This is a genomic window from Planococcus sp. S3-L1 (assembly GCF_030063085.1).
Lineage (GTDB): Bacteria > Bacillota > Bacilli > Bacillales_A > Planococcaceae > Planococcus > Planococcus kocurii.
This window is the reverse complement of record NZ_JASISN010000001.1, coordinates 387,330-403,009: the sequence shown is the minus strand read 5'-3', so window position 1 is coordinate 403,009 and position 15,680 is coordinate 387,330. Positions and strand designations below refer to the sequence as shown.

General features: G+C 41.5%; 11 protein-coding genes. All 11 read right to left on the bottom strand.

Annotated features, from left to right (window positions below; all coding sequences use genetic code 11):
* Window positions 1–125: 125 nt before the first annotated feature.
* Window positions 126–1,172, bottom strand: coding sequence for a C40 family peptidase (locus QMF37_RS01980; protein WP_058384497.1), 1,047 nt, complete (start codon window positions 1,170–1,172; stop codon window positions 126–128).
* Window positions 1,173–1,483: 311 nt separating this feature from the next.
* Complete coding sequence (locus tag QMF37_RS01975) at window positions 1,484–2,947, bottom strand: N-acetylmuramoyl-L-alanine amidase (RefSeq protein WP_283476267.1); 1,464 nt, start codon at window positions 2,945–2,947, stop codon at window positions 1,484–1,486.
* A gap of 386 nt (window positions 2,948–3,333) precedes the next feature.
* Complete coding sequence (locus QMF37_RS01970; protein WP_283476265.1) at window positions 3,334–5,511, bottom strand: 5'-nucleotidase C-terminal domain-containing protein; 2,178 nt, start codon at window positions 5,509–5,511, stop codon at window positions 3,334–3,336.
* Window positions 5,512–5,827: 316 nt separating this feature from the next.
* A complete protein-coding gene (locus QMF37_RS01965; protein WP_071153069.1) occupies window positions 5,828–7,246 on the bottom strand; it encodes an alanine/glycine:cation symporter family protein in 1,419 nt (472 codons plus the stop codon).
* A gap of 227 nt (window positions 7,247–7,473) precedes the next feature.
* A complete protein-coding gene (locus tag QMF37_RS01960; protein WP_071153068.1) occupies window positions 7,474–8,511 on the bottom strand; it encodes a CAP and S-layer homology domain-containing protein in 1,038 nt (345 codons plus the stop codon).
* A 96-nt stretch (window positions 8,512–8,607) separates the two neighbouring features.
* Window positions 8,608–9,699: an amidohydrolase gene (locus tag QMF37_RS01955; protein WP_071153067.1), complete on the bottom strand. Its 1,092-nt coding sequence runs from the start codon at window positions 9,697–9,699 to the stop codon at window positions 8,608–8,610.
* A 172-nt stretch (window positions 9,700–9,871) separates the two neighbouring features.
* Window positions 9,872–10,816, bottom strand: a complete 945-nt coding sequence (locus QMF37_RS01950; RefSeq protein ID WP_283476260.1) for a nuclease-related domain-containing protein — start codon at window positions 10,814–10,816, stop codon at window positions 9,872–9,874.
* 257 nt (window positions 10,817–11,073) lie between these two features.
* Window positions 11,074–12,687: a M20/M25/M40 family metallo-hydrolase gene (locus QMF37_RS01945; RefSeq protein WP_283476258.1), complete on the bottom strand. Its 1,614-nt coding sequence runs from the start codon at window positions 12,685–12,687 to the stop codon at window positions 11,074–11,076.
* Between the two features lie 142 nt (window positions 12,688–12,829).
* Complete coding sequence (locus tag QMF37_RS01940) at window positions 12,830–13,744, bottom strand: DMT family transporter (protein WP_149455964.1); 915 nt, start codon at window positions 13,742–13,744, stop codon at window positions 12,830–12,832.
* A gap of 64 nt (window positions 13,745–13,808) precedes the next feature.
* Complete coding sequence (gene panF, locus QMF37_RS01935; protein ID WP_058384488.1) at window positions 13,809–15,269, bottom strand: sodium/pantothenate symporter; 1,461 nt, start codon at window positions 15,267–15,269, stop codon at window positions 13,809–13,811.
* Window positions 15,269–15,535, bottom strand: coding sequence for a YhdT family protein (locus tag QMF37_RS01930; protein WP_058384487.1), 267 nt, complete (start codon window positions 15,533–15,535; stop codon window positions 15,269–15,271). Before QMF37_RS01930 ends, panF begins: the two co-directional genes overlap by 1 nt.
* Between the last annotated feature and the right edge of the window lie 145 nt (window positions 15,536–15,680).

Here is a 15,680-nt window from a genome sequence, read left to right as displayed (position 1 = left end):
ATCCTTATGCCTAATATGATTTAACTATATCAAAAAAAGATTTTGAATCTAATTCTTTATACCTATCTCTAGTACTAAAAAAAGAACCTTTTCCCTTGTAGAGAAAGGTTCTTTTGCGTATTCGATTACTTTACTCTCATTGCACTGTATAACCCAGCTGCAAATTCTGAACGATTTGCATTTTTGGACTCATAATATCTTGATGTTTGGAAAACCGTTGTTTGATCAATTGCTTTAAGGGTAACGATAGGCTTGTGCGCCCAGAATGTTGAAGGAATATCTAAATATTTTACAGACGATGTACTCGCTTGTGCTTTGCTGGACTCAGACATTTTAAAGGCACGATCTAAAATAACTGCCAATTGCGTTTTTGTTAACGTATCATCTACGCCGTATGCGCCATTTGTGTACCCGAGAATAATTCCTGACTGATTCATCGCTGCAATGTCTTTCGCAAAACGATGTGTCGTTGAAACATCTGTGAACTTAACAGCGCCTGATGGTTCAAGTTGCAACACACGATTCACCATAGCTGCTGCTTGCCCACGCGTGATTGATTCATTTGGACGGAAGTCCTGCTTTTCAAAACCATTAATAATTCCAGAAGTATTTAATGATTTAATCGCTTTATAGGCTGGATGCGTCGCAGCCACATCTACAAATTCACCATCTGTTACTGGTGGCAACACCGCTTGAATAGGTGGCGTAACGCTTGTTGCACCACTTAAGCGTTTGGCACCCGCGTATTTAGGGCCCCAGTAAGGATTTGTATCAAGGTTCGAAATTGCTACACCTTTACTTTCTGCTGAAATTACGTCGCCGTCTCCCAAATAAATACCTGTATGAGAAATTCCCGGCTTATATGTATTGGCAAAGAATACTAGGTCACCTTCTTGAAGGTTACTCTTCGAAACAGGTGTCCCTACATTAAATTGTTCTGCTGACGTTCTTGGTAACGAAATACCGAAATTTTTGAATACATGCAGGATATAACCTGAACAATCGAATCCCGCTGTAGTAGTGCCACCAAATTTGTAAGGTGTTCCTTTAAATTTAAGAGCATAACTGGCAATATCGTCTGGTGCTGTTGCCTTAGCTTCAGTAGATAAAAACGGACTGACTACTGAAAATAGTAGTACCATCATCATTATTAGCAATATGCGATTCTTCAATTTGTCACCTCTTATTGTTTTTTGATCCGGTTGGCTGATCAAGCGCCGAATTATCGAATCGTGCTGTTAACCTAATTTTGATTTTAACAGACAATTCTCACAGTTATTGTTACATTTTCATTACATTTGTGTAACAAGTCGCTTTTATATGTTTAATAATTACAATAAAAAGGTATATATTTTTTTCTGAATTAAGGCCCTTTTGTTTAGTTGATAGTATTTCTCTTCAAATTTTAATACGCTATCCCTTGAATACAAAACCTCCACCTGATGACAATACTGGTGGAGGTTTTGTGGGGAAAGAATCCATATTAGTGAAGTCGTTTACTTGGTGAAGATCCAGCTACACTGTAATACTGAGCTAAATCCGTGCGTCCTTCGTAATGATAATAGTAATCCAGAGTGGCTAAGAATAAGGCTCTGCCCATATTTTTACGATGAGTTTCTGATTGAATGTATTTAATATCTGTTGCACTGTCAATAAAGCCCATTTCAACTAGAGTAGCAGGCACTGTATTTTGACGCAATACGGCTAAATTGCCTTCTTTTACTCCGCGATTCACTAATGGCCAAGCTTCTTGCATTCTGCCAAGCATATAGATAGACAGCGCTTTAGACTGATTTGTATAGGGATTTGTTGCAGCTCTTGAACTATAGTAAAACGACTCTTGTCCATTAGCCGAGTTGTTGAAAGCATTGGCATGAATACTAACAAATAAATCGCCGCCGTATTTCCCAGCAAATTGAGCACGCTGTGTCAAACTCGGGAACGTATCACCTGTCCGTGTCATTTTCACTTGAATCGCCGTCTTGTCGAAATAAGCTTTCATGTGATTGCCAACATTTAGCACAACATTTTTTTCTAAAAATCCGAAACCATCTGCTCCTGGGTCACTACCACCGTGCCCGGGATCAATAATTACTGTGATGTCATTGCCAGCTGCTGGGGGAGGAGCCGGCAGTACAGCAGATGGTTTTTTTGATTGTAAATAGGATTTATCAACATATCCTTTAAGGTTATTGACTTTAATATATGCCCAGTTGCCAGTGTAACTTGCAACACTTACTGCTTGTCCGTGTGTAAGTTTCGCAATAACATTTGAAGGCGAATTGGTAATTTGCGGTTTAGAGCGCATATTCAATGTAGTCGATCCTACATTCACGTATTGTGTTGTTTTAAAAATAGAGGTATCTCCACTCTGGACACGGAAATCCGTATTGAGTGTTCTTGCTAAGAATACAGCAAAGTCTGAACGAATAATCGTAACGTTCGTTCCAAAGCTGCCATCTGTCATTCCTTGCGCAATTCCTTTATCCATCAGAATCTGAGCAGAGTTTGATGAATTGGTGCCTCCGAGATTAAAAGCACGATTGATTAAAATTGCCATTTCACCACGATTTAACTTAGCATTCGGACGGAACGTTCCATCGCTATAGCCGCTAATTACTTTTTTATTAACAAGTTCCACGATATAACCTGAAGCCATGTTGCCAGCTCCAACATCCTTAAAGCTCGTATCACGTTTCGTACCATTCAACCCTAAAGATCTGCCAATCATTGCAGCAGCTTCTCCTCTTGTCACTTCTCTATCAGGCACAAAGTGAGTTGACGTTACACCGTTGATGATGTTCTTGTTCACTAAATAAGATATTTCAGTTACAGCACGGTGACTATCCCCAATATCTTGAAAATTTCCACTTGCTTCCACATGACTGTTAGGGACTATTACTGAAGAAATGAGTGCTATACATAGTAAAATTATCCACTTTTTCAAACTTATATTCCTCCTAGATGACTTTGTTAATCAACACTTTAAACTATAAATCATATAAATTCTATGTAACTTTAAGACTATTTACTTTATTTAACAATTAAATTTAAGAACTACAGTGAACCAAAAGTCACTTATTGGATCTTTACTTAAACGTCAGTGTTTCGGTTTTATTACTTTTTTTTCATCTTGTTCTTCTTTTTAACTCATTGAGACATCTCGTTTAATTGCATTCTGGTAAGGAAAAATACATTCCGTCTTTTGACTCATAGTAAATTTATCTTAGCGACCATATATTTCTTTCATTTTCTAAAAAAATTTTGATCACAAAAAAAAGCTTTGCCCTTTTTACTCAGGACAAAGCTTTCGACAATAGTAAAGTTACTGAATTATTGAGGTGTGTTAATTTCGACAATACGTCCTTCAACTTTAGGTGTGATTTGACCAATCCGCTCTAACTCTTCTTGGAAGTTAATCCAATCTGAGATGCCCAAATCAATCGCGCGACCTTCAGCGTAGGCTTTCGCTAACACGTCATAACCATCTCCGCCTTTAGCTGTAAAGGCATTAGTAGCCACTTTGTATGCTGTTGAATCTACTAAAGGTGTTTTAACTCCGTTCGCATCAACAAACGTAATTGACACAATTTTCGATCCGGCAGGTTTTGATGCATCAAAACGAATTTCGGCTCCAGCCACATGCAAGAATCCGCCATTTTCGTTTGGATACTGACCTACGCTGATTTCAAATGCTTGTTTGATTTCAGCACCTGTTAAATCCATTGTCGCTAATGTGTTGCCAAATGGTAATACAGTGATGACTTCTCCCACTGTAATTGGTCCCGCGTTAATCCCAGAGCGAATCCCGCCACCATTTTGGAAAGCCATTACAGTTTCTGGACTAAAAGTTCTTGCTTTTGCCAGCATGCCGTCCGTAATAATATTGCCTAATGGTGTCTCGTTGCTTCGCACGCTAGCTCCAGTTGTATTGCCTTCATCACCCGATCGTGGATTGAGGAGAGCCGATACAGCAACTGCTGCCGTTTCTTCTTCTTCAATTTCTTTTACTCTGTCTGTATAAGGTTTAAGGATTTTCAGCGCTTCTGCATCTTCAGCTTGCGCCTCAATTTTGATCAACTCGCCGCCATATGCATACACTTCGCCATGCTCGTCAAATTCCACATTCAAGGTCCCTAAACTATCGCCGTATTGTCCCGTTTGAACAATAATTGTTGGCGCTTCAAACTTATTCACCAAGACAGGATTAGTTAACTTTGTATGCGTATGCCCTCCTACAATGACGTCAATTCCTTCGACTGCTTTTGCTAATTCTTGATCGTTATCTACGGCAGCGTTGTCATCAAATCCAATGTGCGTCAGAGCGACTACTTTATCAATTCCCATTTTTTCAAATTCGTCTACCATTTTTTGAGCTTCATCGATGTAATTTGAGAACGTGATATCGCCCGGGCTGGAAATAGCAGCTGTATCTTCTGTTGTAAGACCAAATATCCCTACTTTTTCGCCATTAATTTCCTTCACCATACCGGAATAAATATTTCCTGATTCTGCTTTTGTGGAAATTTTTGTTTGGAACAAGCCTTCAAACAACGGATTCTTCGAAAAATCTGTATTGGCAGATAAGAATGGGAATGTGGCAGCTGTGACGAAATCTTTTAATGCCTGATGTCCTTCATCAGAAGAACCTAAGTCAAACTCATGATTTCCGAAAGTCATGGCATCATAGCCCATTAAATTCATCATTTTAACATCCGGTTCACCTGTGAACTCGTTAAAATACAACGTTCCAGAAAATACATCTCCAGCATCTAGCAATAAAGCATCTGGATTTTTTGCACGGAATTCCTTCACAGCCGTTACGCGTTTAGGGGCTGACGCTAAGCGAGCATGTGTATCATTTGTATGCATCAAAGACATCGAGAATAACTCTCTCTTCAAATCTTCTTTTGCTCGGAAAATAAACAAGGCCATTTCTCCACGTGTCAGATTGAATTCTGAACCGTATTGCGTTTTAGATTTCCCTACTGTAACGCCATTTTTAAGTAATGCGTCTACATATTTCGCGAATTTGGCGTTAACATCAGTAAATTGTGTTGTTGTTACTTTGTCATCTATATCGTATTGTGCAGCGCCGGCCAAGATTTTCGAAAGTTCGTTTCGTGTCAGCAAATCTGTTGAACCAAAGCGTTTTGCTGTTTTCCCGTGAACAATCCCTGCTTGTACTAAAGCATCTACAGCCCATTTGGCTGAAGCCGGAACGTCTGTAAATCCGGAATCGTTAAAATCTTGATTTGAATTAAATCCTATTGCCCGCGCAATCATTACAGCTGCATCTTGTCTTTTTATATTTTCCGCCGTACCGTAATGTGTTTCAGAAATACCATTGGTAATGCCATTTTCAACTAAAAAATTAACCGCTTTCATGTAACGGTCGGAAACATCTTGAAATTTCGTCGTATCCGCTGATACGGTTGAAACTGCGGAAGCCACCATTGTTACAGCGATTGCCGAAGCGATGAATTTTTTGTTCTGTAAGACATTTGTCATGTGCTCTTTCCTCCTTAAGGATTATGTTTCTCATTGCTCTTCTACTTTACCAAAATAAACAAGGTCCAGCTAGACAATTTACACAAAAAACACATTATTCTTTTAATTGTTATGTAGGTTAAATGACTCACTCATGTTTCGGCTCCACTATTTAGCTAGGCATTTACTCGACTCTTGTTGAGGGACTTCATAAAACCGATGGTAACGCTCGATTCTACTTCGCAAAAAGCGAGGGATCTCATTTTAAAATTCATCCCTTCTATTTTCTTGAAATCTAAAAAACCCTTTCGCCAAGTAGCAAAAGGGTTTTTCTTTATTATTCGTGACGGCTTTCGCCTTCACCCCAACATTCTGTGTTTTTTAAACCGGGAATGTTTTTCGCAAAGAATACTGGATTTTTTCCAGCTTTACGTTGTTCTGTATAATCGTCGAGTACGTTGAAAGCCGTTTTGCCAAGCAGCGCAATGACGACCAAATTGAGTACGGCCATGAAGCCCATGAACAGATCAGCCATATTCCAAACCAATTGAACTTGAGCGAGTGCACCGAACATGACCATCGCCAAGACACCAAAACGGTAAGCCATTAACCAACCGCTATGCGCATTGATAAATTCAATATTCGTTTCACCGTAATAATAATTACCAATAATTGAACTAAAAGCAAAGAACAAAATAGCAATTGCTAAAAAGTAAGGCGCCCAGCTACCTAAGTGGACATCTAGTGAAGCCTGTGTCAAAAGAATTCCTTCTTTTTCACTCGTTGAATACAATCCGGCTAAGATGATGATAAAAGCCGTTGCCGAACAAATAACAATAGTGTCGAAGAACACTCCTAAACTTTGAACAAGTCCTTGCTTCGCTGGATGCGAAACGTTGGCAGATGCTGCCGCGTTCGGTACAGAACCCATACCGGCTTCGTTGGAAAATAATCCTCGACGAACACCTTGCATAATCGCTGCACCAATACCGCCGCCTACTGCTTCTTCTAAGCCGAAAGCACTTTTCATAATCAAACTAAAGACAGCAGGAATTTCAGTAAAATTCATGATGACAATATACAAGGCCACAATGATGTACACAGTTGCCATGATCGGTACGACTATTTGTGTCACACTGGCGATTCGTTTAACGCCACCGAAAATAACGACCGCTGTCAAAAGAACAAGTCCCAATCCAACCGACCAATCGGGAATATTGAAGACATCTTCAAATGATTGCGCGATGGTGTTTGATTGAACCGAGTTGAAGATAAATCCAAACGCCAACGTTAAGAGAATCGCAAAAACGATTCCTAATTTGCGGTTACCCAACGCTTTTTCCATATAATAAGCGGGACCGCCACGGAATTGTTCACCGTCACGAACTTTGTAAACTTGAGCCAATGTACTTTCGATGAATGCAGTAGCCATTCCGATAATCGCGACCATCCACATCCAAAAAACAGCTCCAGGTCCCCCAATGGCAATTGCCAAAGCGACACCAGTGATGTTCCCAGTTCCTACACGTGATGCAGTTGAGATGGTAAAAGCTTGGAAAGCAGATACGCCGCTGTCCCCGTCTTTCTTCTCAGTAATCACTCGGAACATCTCGCCAAACAAGCGAACTTGGACGAATTTGGTACGAATGGTGAAATAAAGGCCGAGGCCCATCAGTAATGCAATTAATATGTATGTCCACAGTAAAGTATTGACGTTATCAACGAACCACGTGATCCCATCTAAAAAAGCATCCATTTAAATTCTCCCCTTTTACTCAACTTGTTATCAATACCCTGTCACCAGTAGCTAAAACATTTTTCTGCTACTAGATATAAAAATGAGACCCTCTGTAAAAGAGGGTCTCGGATATCGGCTCACTCTCATTATATCACCTGATTAAAGGTGATGAGAATTTTTAGTATTTTAAGTTATTTCCCGGGGAATATTGATGGCTTCATGTACCGCTTTTACGTACTTTTTCGTTACCTAATCGCATACATATGCACCCAATAAGGGAATCCATCTGAATCTTCCGTATACCCTACGCCAATTACTGTATACGATTTTAATAAAAGATTGTCTTTATGGCCTGAAGACTCCATCCATGCATCCACTGTTTCGTTTGCAGTTATGTACCCACTCGCCAAATTTTCGCCTACTTGATTGGTTGGGTAACCTAAATCAATTGCCATTTCCCACGGCAAGCCATAAGTTGGAGAGCTATGGGCAAAATAATTATTGCGCGCCATGTCTTCTGCTTTTAGTTGAGCAATTTTGGTCAAAGCTGAGTCTTCCTGTAGCTTTCCTGCACCTGCTGCTTGTCTGATTTCATTGACCATTGCGATGGTGTCGTAGGCAACTGATGTCACACCTGAATATGCTTTTTTTGCCTTGTCGTAAGTAATCGTTTTTGCATTGACACGTTCTGAGAATTGAATAGACCGTTCAATAAAAGCAGCCAATTGTGCGCGTGTTACTAACGTCTCTGGCTGAAACGTTGCTGTTGTTACCCCTCTGGTAATATTAACTTCCGCCATCGTCACTATATAAGAATGTGCCCAATGCGTTAAGGGAACATCTTTAAAACTAATTTCATCGTTAGCATCTACCGTAATATCAAAACCTGCTACTACAATTCTTGCCATTTGCGCTCTTGGTAAAGGATTGTCTGGATTAAATTTCGTAGCATCCGCAAATACGCCTTTTTCAGTTAAAGCGGCAATTTCTTTATAGGCATAGTGAGTAGTTGGTACATCTGTGAATGTGGGTTTGAACTTTGTGTTCAAATCGATTTTTAAGGTTTTAGCTAAGATTAGTGCTGCTTGTGCTCTAGTCACATTATCATTAGGACCAAATTTTCCGTTACTGTACCCATTTAAAATTCCCGCTTTGGATAAATTATGGATTGAATAATAAGCAAAATGATATTTTGACAAGTCCGGAAAGTGGTGAGCTTGAACAGATGAGACAGGAAGTAAAAATAAGAGAGCGATTAGTATCGAAACAACATTTTTTTTCATATGCCCTCCTTCCTATTTGAGATCTCTCAAATATGCTTTTTTTACTCTGTTTTACCTATACCCTTTTTCCTTGTTTTCTATCATTTTTTTATATTTTTATTTGTGCTTTGCTATATTGGCTAAAACACGTGCACCAATATCAAGTGCTTTGAGGTTAAAATTCATCATTGGATGATGAAGCCCTGGCGTCAAATCTGCTCCAATGCCAATCATCGCGGCATGAAGTTCAGGTTTTTTAATGGTATAAAAATGAAAATCATCTGCACCGGTTGTTTGAATAGGTGGTGCAGTTGCTTCGTCCCCAAGTGTCTGACGAATAGCGGCATCCGCAATGTGCATCGCGGTTTCTGACACTTCCGCAGCAGGCGTATAATCCGTCCACTCAAAAGTGATTTCGACATCATGCAGTTTGGCAATCGCTGTTAAGCCGTCGCTAATTTTTTGCTGCAGTTCTATCATTAATCCATTCGATTGCGACCGAACATCCAGTGCAAATTTCGCTGCTCCCGGAATGATGTTGAGGCTGTCTCCACCTGTTTGGATATGAGTCAGCTTTGCTGAATAAGATTCAAACGGCGAGAAATAAATCGATTTTACAAATTGATGAATGGCTGCAATCACATCGATAGCATTCTTTCCTTGATGCGGACGTGCCCCGTGAGCATCGACACCTTGAATTTTTCCTCTTAAGAAAATACCCGATCCGTGATGAAGTGCAGGTGTCACTTGGCCAAATGGCAACTCTTCGATAGGACGTAAATGAACACCATATAGTTGCGAAACTTCATCAATTGCCCCACGTTCAATCATTGACAGTGAGCCATTGCCCAATTCTTCGGCCGGCTGAAAAATAAAACGTACACGTTTCGTTAGTGTTTCATCTTTTAAATACAGCAATGCACCGAGCACCATCGCCATATTGGCATCATGGCCGCACGAATGATTAGCTTGCAATGTCCCGTCCACTTCTTGCCAAAGCGCATCCATGTCGGCCCGCATTGCAATTACTTCTGGTCCTTCACCAATTTCAGCAATCAACCCGGTAACATCTGGAAACGTATGATGTTTGACGCCCAGTTCAGTCATAATCGCTGCTAATTTTTTTGTCGTTTCTACTTCTCTCCAACTGACTTCTGGATGCGCGTGAAAATGATGAAAATAATCCACTATTTGCTGTTCACTATTCATCGGCTCGACTCCTTTAACTGAAAAATTAAATACTATAGTTTGATTGTACACGAGGACAGGAGAAAGTTGTGAAGAAATGCTGTAAGTGAGGGGGGGAACCTCCGTATTCCGCGCTGCTACACGGGGATTTTCCCTATTCAATCCGTGTGTTCTCAATTCAAGTTTCCCTTTATTATTGACGAGTATAATGGCGATATCGCCTTCCACCTACTGGTTGACAACCGTTTTTCATTAGAAAATGTTTAGCTGTTTCGAGATTTGTCATCCCAATAAATCCACAACATTCTGCTGTGCTAATTGATGATTTTAATAGCATAAACCATTCGTCGAGTGCTTTTAAGTGTGCGTTTCTGCTGATCAACCGGCATGTTTCACATTCCCATGCTATTGTTGTTCGTTCCATTTTCCCAAGGTGACAACGTGGACAGAAAACGCCGGTTTCGATTTCAGATTGTTCGATTTGAAACTTAGGAGCAAGTGGAAAAGCCGGAACGTTTTGATGGAGTGTGAGGAGTGTTTTGCCGAGTTCATGGAGTTCTTCTAGTGAGAGGATCGGTGTGGGTAAGTTTAAGGTAGACAAATAGAAGTTTATGTCGCCGACTGCTAGTATTCGACAGTTTCGTGGTACTTCTTCGACGATTTGAGAGGGGTGGGCAACGACCATTATGCTAGAAACCGGCAACTTATAACCCATTGTTCTTAAAATTTTTTCTACACGCAGCGCGGTCTCATCCATTTGCGTGATTGGACTTGTATCGCTTTTAACTTCTCCGTCTACCGAAATGGTATGCAGCAGGCTAGGATTTTGCTTGAATTGAAGTTTGCCTGTACTGTTTTTGACTTCCAGTAAAATCACGCAGCTTTGTGTAATCAAAACAGTATCGACTTGAATTTTGAACGGTTCGTCCAATGAAAAATCTTGGATCATTTGATATGCGTATGGTGGATCGAAAAAATAGAGCGCTTCGTCTAGACGCTCTTCACCTCCATAATCGGCTCTTGCTTTATGAAGACTCGTTTTAATAGCTGTTCGTTTCGGGTGCCTTGGCGATAGTCTTTTCAGTAAAGCTTCATAACCGTTAATTTTTGCTGGCAGTTCTCGGCATTTGATAATCATACAGTTCCTCCTTTTTTAAGTAGTTTAACAGGTTTTTCAGATAGTTCCCATTTATATCCGAAAATCGTTTTTGAGAGCGTTATAGCTTTTAAATTTGAGATTTAGAAGCTGGCTATTGCTGTGTGAATGCTCCATTTTTAGTTCTCTAGCCGAACTTTTCAGCCTTCTTCCACACGCTCGCTCAGCGTTCTGAAATCCATATATGCCCAAAGCCCATAGACTCTTTTCACGAGCAAAAACCATAAAAAAAAGCCGCCTTAGTGGCGACTTTTTACTGGAATGGATAAAATCATTTGTTCTAAGAGAATCGGCATTTCTTCAAATGTATTTTTGATGTGAAGTCGTTCTGTGCGTTTGTGTGCGTCTTTGCCGTATGGCCCAACATTGAGAACAGGCGCAGATAATTGTTTCATCGCTTGAAACGGAATGCTGTAGGAATCGCCGTAAACCGGTGTGTTGTTTTCATAAGTGACCCAGCCGTCGCTTTGGTCTTTGTAGCTAACATAGCTGAGGTCTGAGATGCCGTTAAAAAAGTGACCTTGTTTAACATCTAAATCAAATTTTTCTTTGGCGTTTTCTATGACTTGTGCAACGCAGCGTTTAACCAGTTCATTTTCAGATGAGTTTACTGGCGGGTAAAAAGGCGGTGCGTACATTAACACCATTGCTGGCGTTAGTTCTTGGCAGTTGATAAGCAAAATGTCTGTAACATGCATGGATTTTTCACGAACGTCCCACTCAGGATGCATTAACGTGTCACGCAGTAAGTCTGTAATGTAATCGTGGCCAAATTTAGTGCGTGCGTATTCCATTAGTTTTTCGTAGCGCATGACGTTAATGCCACCGACAGGTTCGATGTTTTCACGTTCACACATGGCGTAATAATCACGTTCGCAATGAGCAGCCGCTCCTTTTGCCACATTTTCGAAAATGTCAAATACTTCTTCTGCATTGCGTTCCATCGTAAAGACATTGTACATCGCAGAAGTGCGGTAAGGTGTTTGCGCTGAGTATTCTTCTTTCATATCACGTTGCGTTAATGTCACGGGTAACGGCGTAGGTTCGCCGTAAACCACTTCTCTAAAGCTAGAATTCCATTCCATCCGGTGCGTTAAGTATGTGGAAATATAGCTCGACGTGATGCCTGAAAGCGGTTCGCCGACATGTGTTTCCTTGCCGTAAAAAAGAGCCGATGGCATGATTTTACCGATGGACCCCGTATATAAATAATGCGCTGTGTCACCTGGCTTCATCGCAAAAACCGGTTCACCGTTTAGAAACAAAATAAATTCCAGCCCGTGTTCGCGTTCGAGGTCGAGCAGCCTAGTTACCCCGTAGCGCATGCCTGCTGAGTTTACTTCTTCATCCGGAACGGTCATCAACAATAAGTTGATCGGCCACTGTTCGATTGATGCTTTTTCGACCAACGCCATGTGAAGCGCAAGACCTGCTTTCATGTCCATCGTTCCACGGCCAAAGAGGTATTCTCCAGAATCAAGATCACGTAGGGTATCTGCATCGAGTTCATCGCGAATCTGCTGAAAAGCTTCGCCTAGTAACTGGGGACTGCATGCTAAAGGTTCCAAATCTCCATATTCTCCTGTGTGTACCGTATCAAAATGGCTCAGCAAGACAATGGTGTCTACCGCTTCTGGGTGTTTATAAAGAGCCGTTACGCTTTGACGCCCCCAGTTTACTTCACCCATGCTGATATGTTCTGGGTTTGCTTGAAAATAGGGCAGCTCCATTAATTTGTCTTGAAGCTTGTAAGCAAACTCTACTTCTCCATCCGTCAACGTTAAGCTTTTCCAACTAACAAGTTCACACAATAATTCCTGTAATTTCTCTGGCGTCCCCCATAATGTGGCCACGGCTTTTCACTCCTCTAGTTGTCTAAAGCTGTTTAGCTATCTCTAATTTATTATAGTAAAACTTCGTCTAAATAAAAAGAGCGGCGACTTAAAAATAGCAAGTCTCCTTGTCGCAATACCGACTTAGACAGAAAAAAACGGCTCAAGACGAGAGCCGCTTTTTACGTTTTTTTAATAAGTCTTCAGCGGCACCAGAACCGAATAGCACGCCGATTACAATGAGCACCAATCCATAAATATGACCGACTGTGATTTTTTCATTTAAAATCACACTGGCTCCTACTAACGAAAACAAAGTATTCAAGTTCATGAAAATAGCTGCTTTTGTTGGTCCTGCTTGTCCAATTGAATAATTGTAGAGCATGTGACCAACGGCCGTTCCAATCATCGCGGAAAATCCGAATGCAACCCAAAAGGATACAGGTACAGCAGCAAACGCTTGGATTTCACCGGGTTCTTGTAGGAGTGAAATAACGAACAACACGAGTGCACCTGTTACAAACATATACCCCGTCAATATGCGCGGGTCTAAGGTACGTGCAGCGTTAGCGATCACAATGTAACTTAAGACTTGCGCTAAAATCGAGATAAAGACAAAAATGTCACCCGTATTCAATCCGCTAGCTGCACCATTTCCTACCATGACGGTAGCCGCCACTCCGGCAAAGCCAACCACTACTCCGAGCCACTGCAGTTTAGACGGATAATTGCGCATAATCAGAGACACCAGTACGGCTGTTAGCATCGGCCCGGTACCTAGAATTAGCCCTGCATTCGAACCGGTCGTAATAGACAAGCCGTTTGACAAGAAATAATGGTGGGCCACTACATTGAGTAACGAACCGAGGAAGATAAATTTCCATTCACTTTTGGCTGGCCATCTGAGCATTCTAAAGCTCGCGAGTATCGCCATTACCGATATTCCCGCCAACAAAATTCGAAATGCCGTTAAAGTGACGGGGTCGATAAATTCCAACATGTATTTAACAGCAGATAAGTTAAAGCCCCACACAATCATGACAGCTGTTAAGATGCCGTAAATTTTCCAAGGAGTCAATTGTACAGACCTTCTTTCGCCTATCCTAGGACAAGCATTTATTTTACCATTTTGTACCTAGCCCTTATTTAAGCGTAGGAACATTATACTGATAGGCCTTTCTGTCAATCAATAAACTAAATACAACAAAAGCAGCGAGTGATAACAGCACCGGCATGGTCACTGTGTGCACACCGAACAGATTGCCGTTTTCCAGGTTATAAAAATGCAAAGCGATATAGCTACTAATCCCTGTTGCCATCGATGCAATCGCGCCGTATTTATTGCCCCACTTCCAGTACAACCCAAGAACAATCGGCCAAATAAAAGCGGCTTCTAGGCCACCGAAGGCAAATAGATTCAAGAAAATTAATAGTTCTGGTGGATTTAATGCCAGTAAAAAGACAATAACGCCAAGAACCCCTGTCACACCAAAAGAAATGCGCTTGATCGTTTGGATCGTGGCGTCAGGTTTTACGTAATTTAAGTAAACATCTTTCACAATCGACGAGCTAACTAGCAGGAGCAACGAATCGACTGTTGACATAATAGCAGCCATTGGAGCGGCAAGAACGATGCCCGCTACCCAAGGCGGCAAGGTTTCCAGTGCAATCAGTGGAATCACTTTGTCGCCAATTTCAATACCTGGCATCACGGGGCGTGCAAAGACGCCGATCAAATGCATATTGAGCATAATCACACCGGTGACAAGGGTTCCAATAATCAAAGCTCGGTGCATCGAACGCGAATTTTTATAAGACATGGCACGCACCGCAATTTGCGGCAAGCCAACTACGCCGACACCAACCAAAATCCAAAATGATGACACGTAAGCGGCCGTTAAATCACCAGTTGCACCATAAGGCGTCACCAAATTCGGGTTTTCATTGATCAGGTCATTCACGATATTCGGAATGCCGCCGCCTGCACTAATGACTGCGACCAACAACACCAGTGTCCCGACTAGCATAACGGCGCCTTGAACAGCATCTGTCAGTGCAACTGCGCGGAAACCGCCAATTGTAACGTAAACAAGTACACTAACCGCAAACAAAAACAGCGCTGAATTATACGATAAACCCGTTAGTGACTCGACAAGGCGTGCCCCGCCTATCCACTGTGCTGCCATCGCTGAGAAAAGAAAAACAATAATGCTAAAAGCAGATAGCAATACGACAGCTGAACTGTTGTAACGTGATTTCAAAAAATCAATCATCGTAATTGCTTTGTAGCGGCGTGCCATAATGGCGTATTTTTTACCGAGGATCATTAACACAAAATAACCGGTTACGACTTGTGCCATGGCGAGCAGCACCCAACCAAATCCCATCGTATAGGCCGTGCCGGGACCACCAAGAAAACTCGACGCACTGCCGTAAGTCGCGACCATCGTCATCGCCAGTACGAAGCCACCAAGTTCACGACCGCCGAGGAAATAATCACTAATGAAATTGGAAGACGTCGACAACTTACGACTCGACCAATAGCCGATAAAGAAAATGACCAGTAAAAAGACAATCATCGGCACCAATACTGCATAATTCATCATGAATCCTCCTCTTCGTCAAACGGTACTTCTGTGAAAAAAAAATGGACCACAACGATGACCAATACCGAAATCAGCAAAAAGCCAACGACACAACTGTAAAAAAACCAATCTGGCAAACCGAAAATGTAGCTGTACTCGTCAACAGGTCGTGAACCGAGACCATACGCAAAGCCAAACCACCAAATAAAATTAAACAATGCCAACCCGACGCCAATCCACGCTTCTTTGTGAGCTATTTTAAACCGCCAATCTGTTTTTTCCATTCTACACACTCCGTTCGTCTACTTTTAACGGCAAGTCGAAATTCACGTCTTTTCTTACTCCATCGTACATGATTGCCCGTTCTAACTGATGATATCCAGTCTTTCTAAAACAGTCAAAAACCCGAAAGCTGTTGCTTCCGGGTTT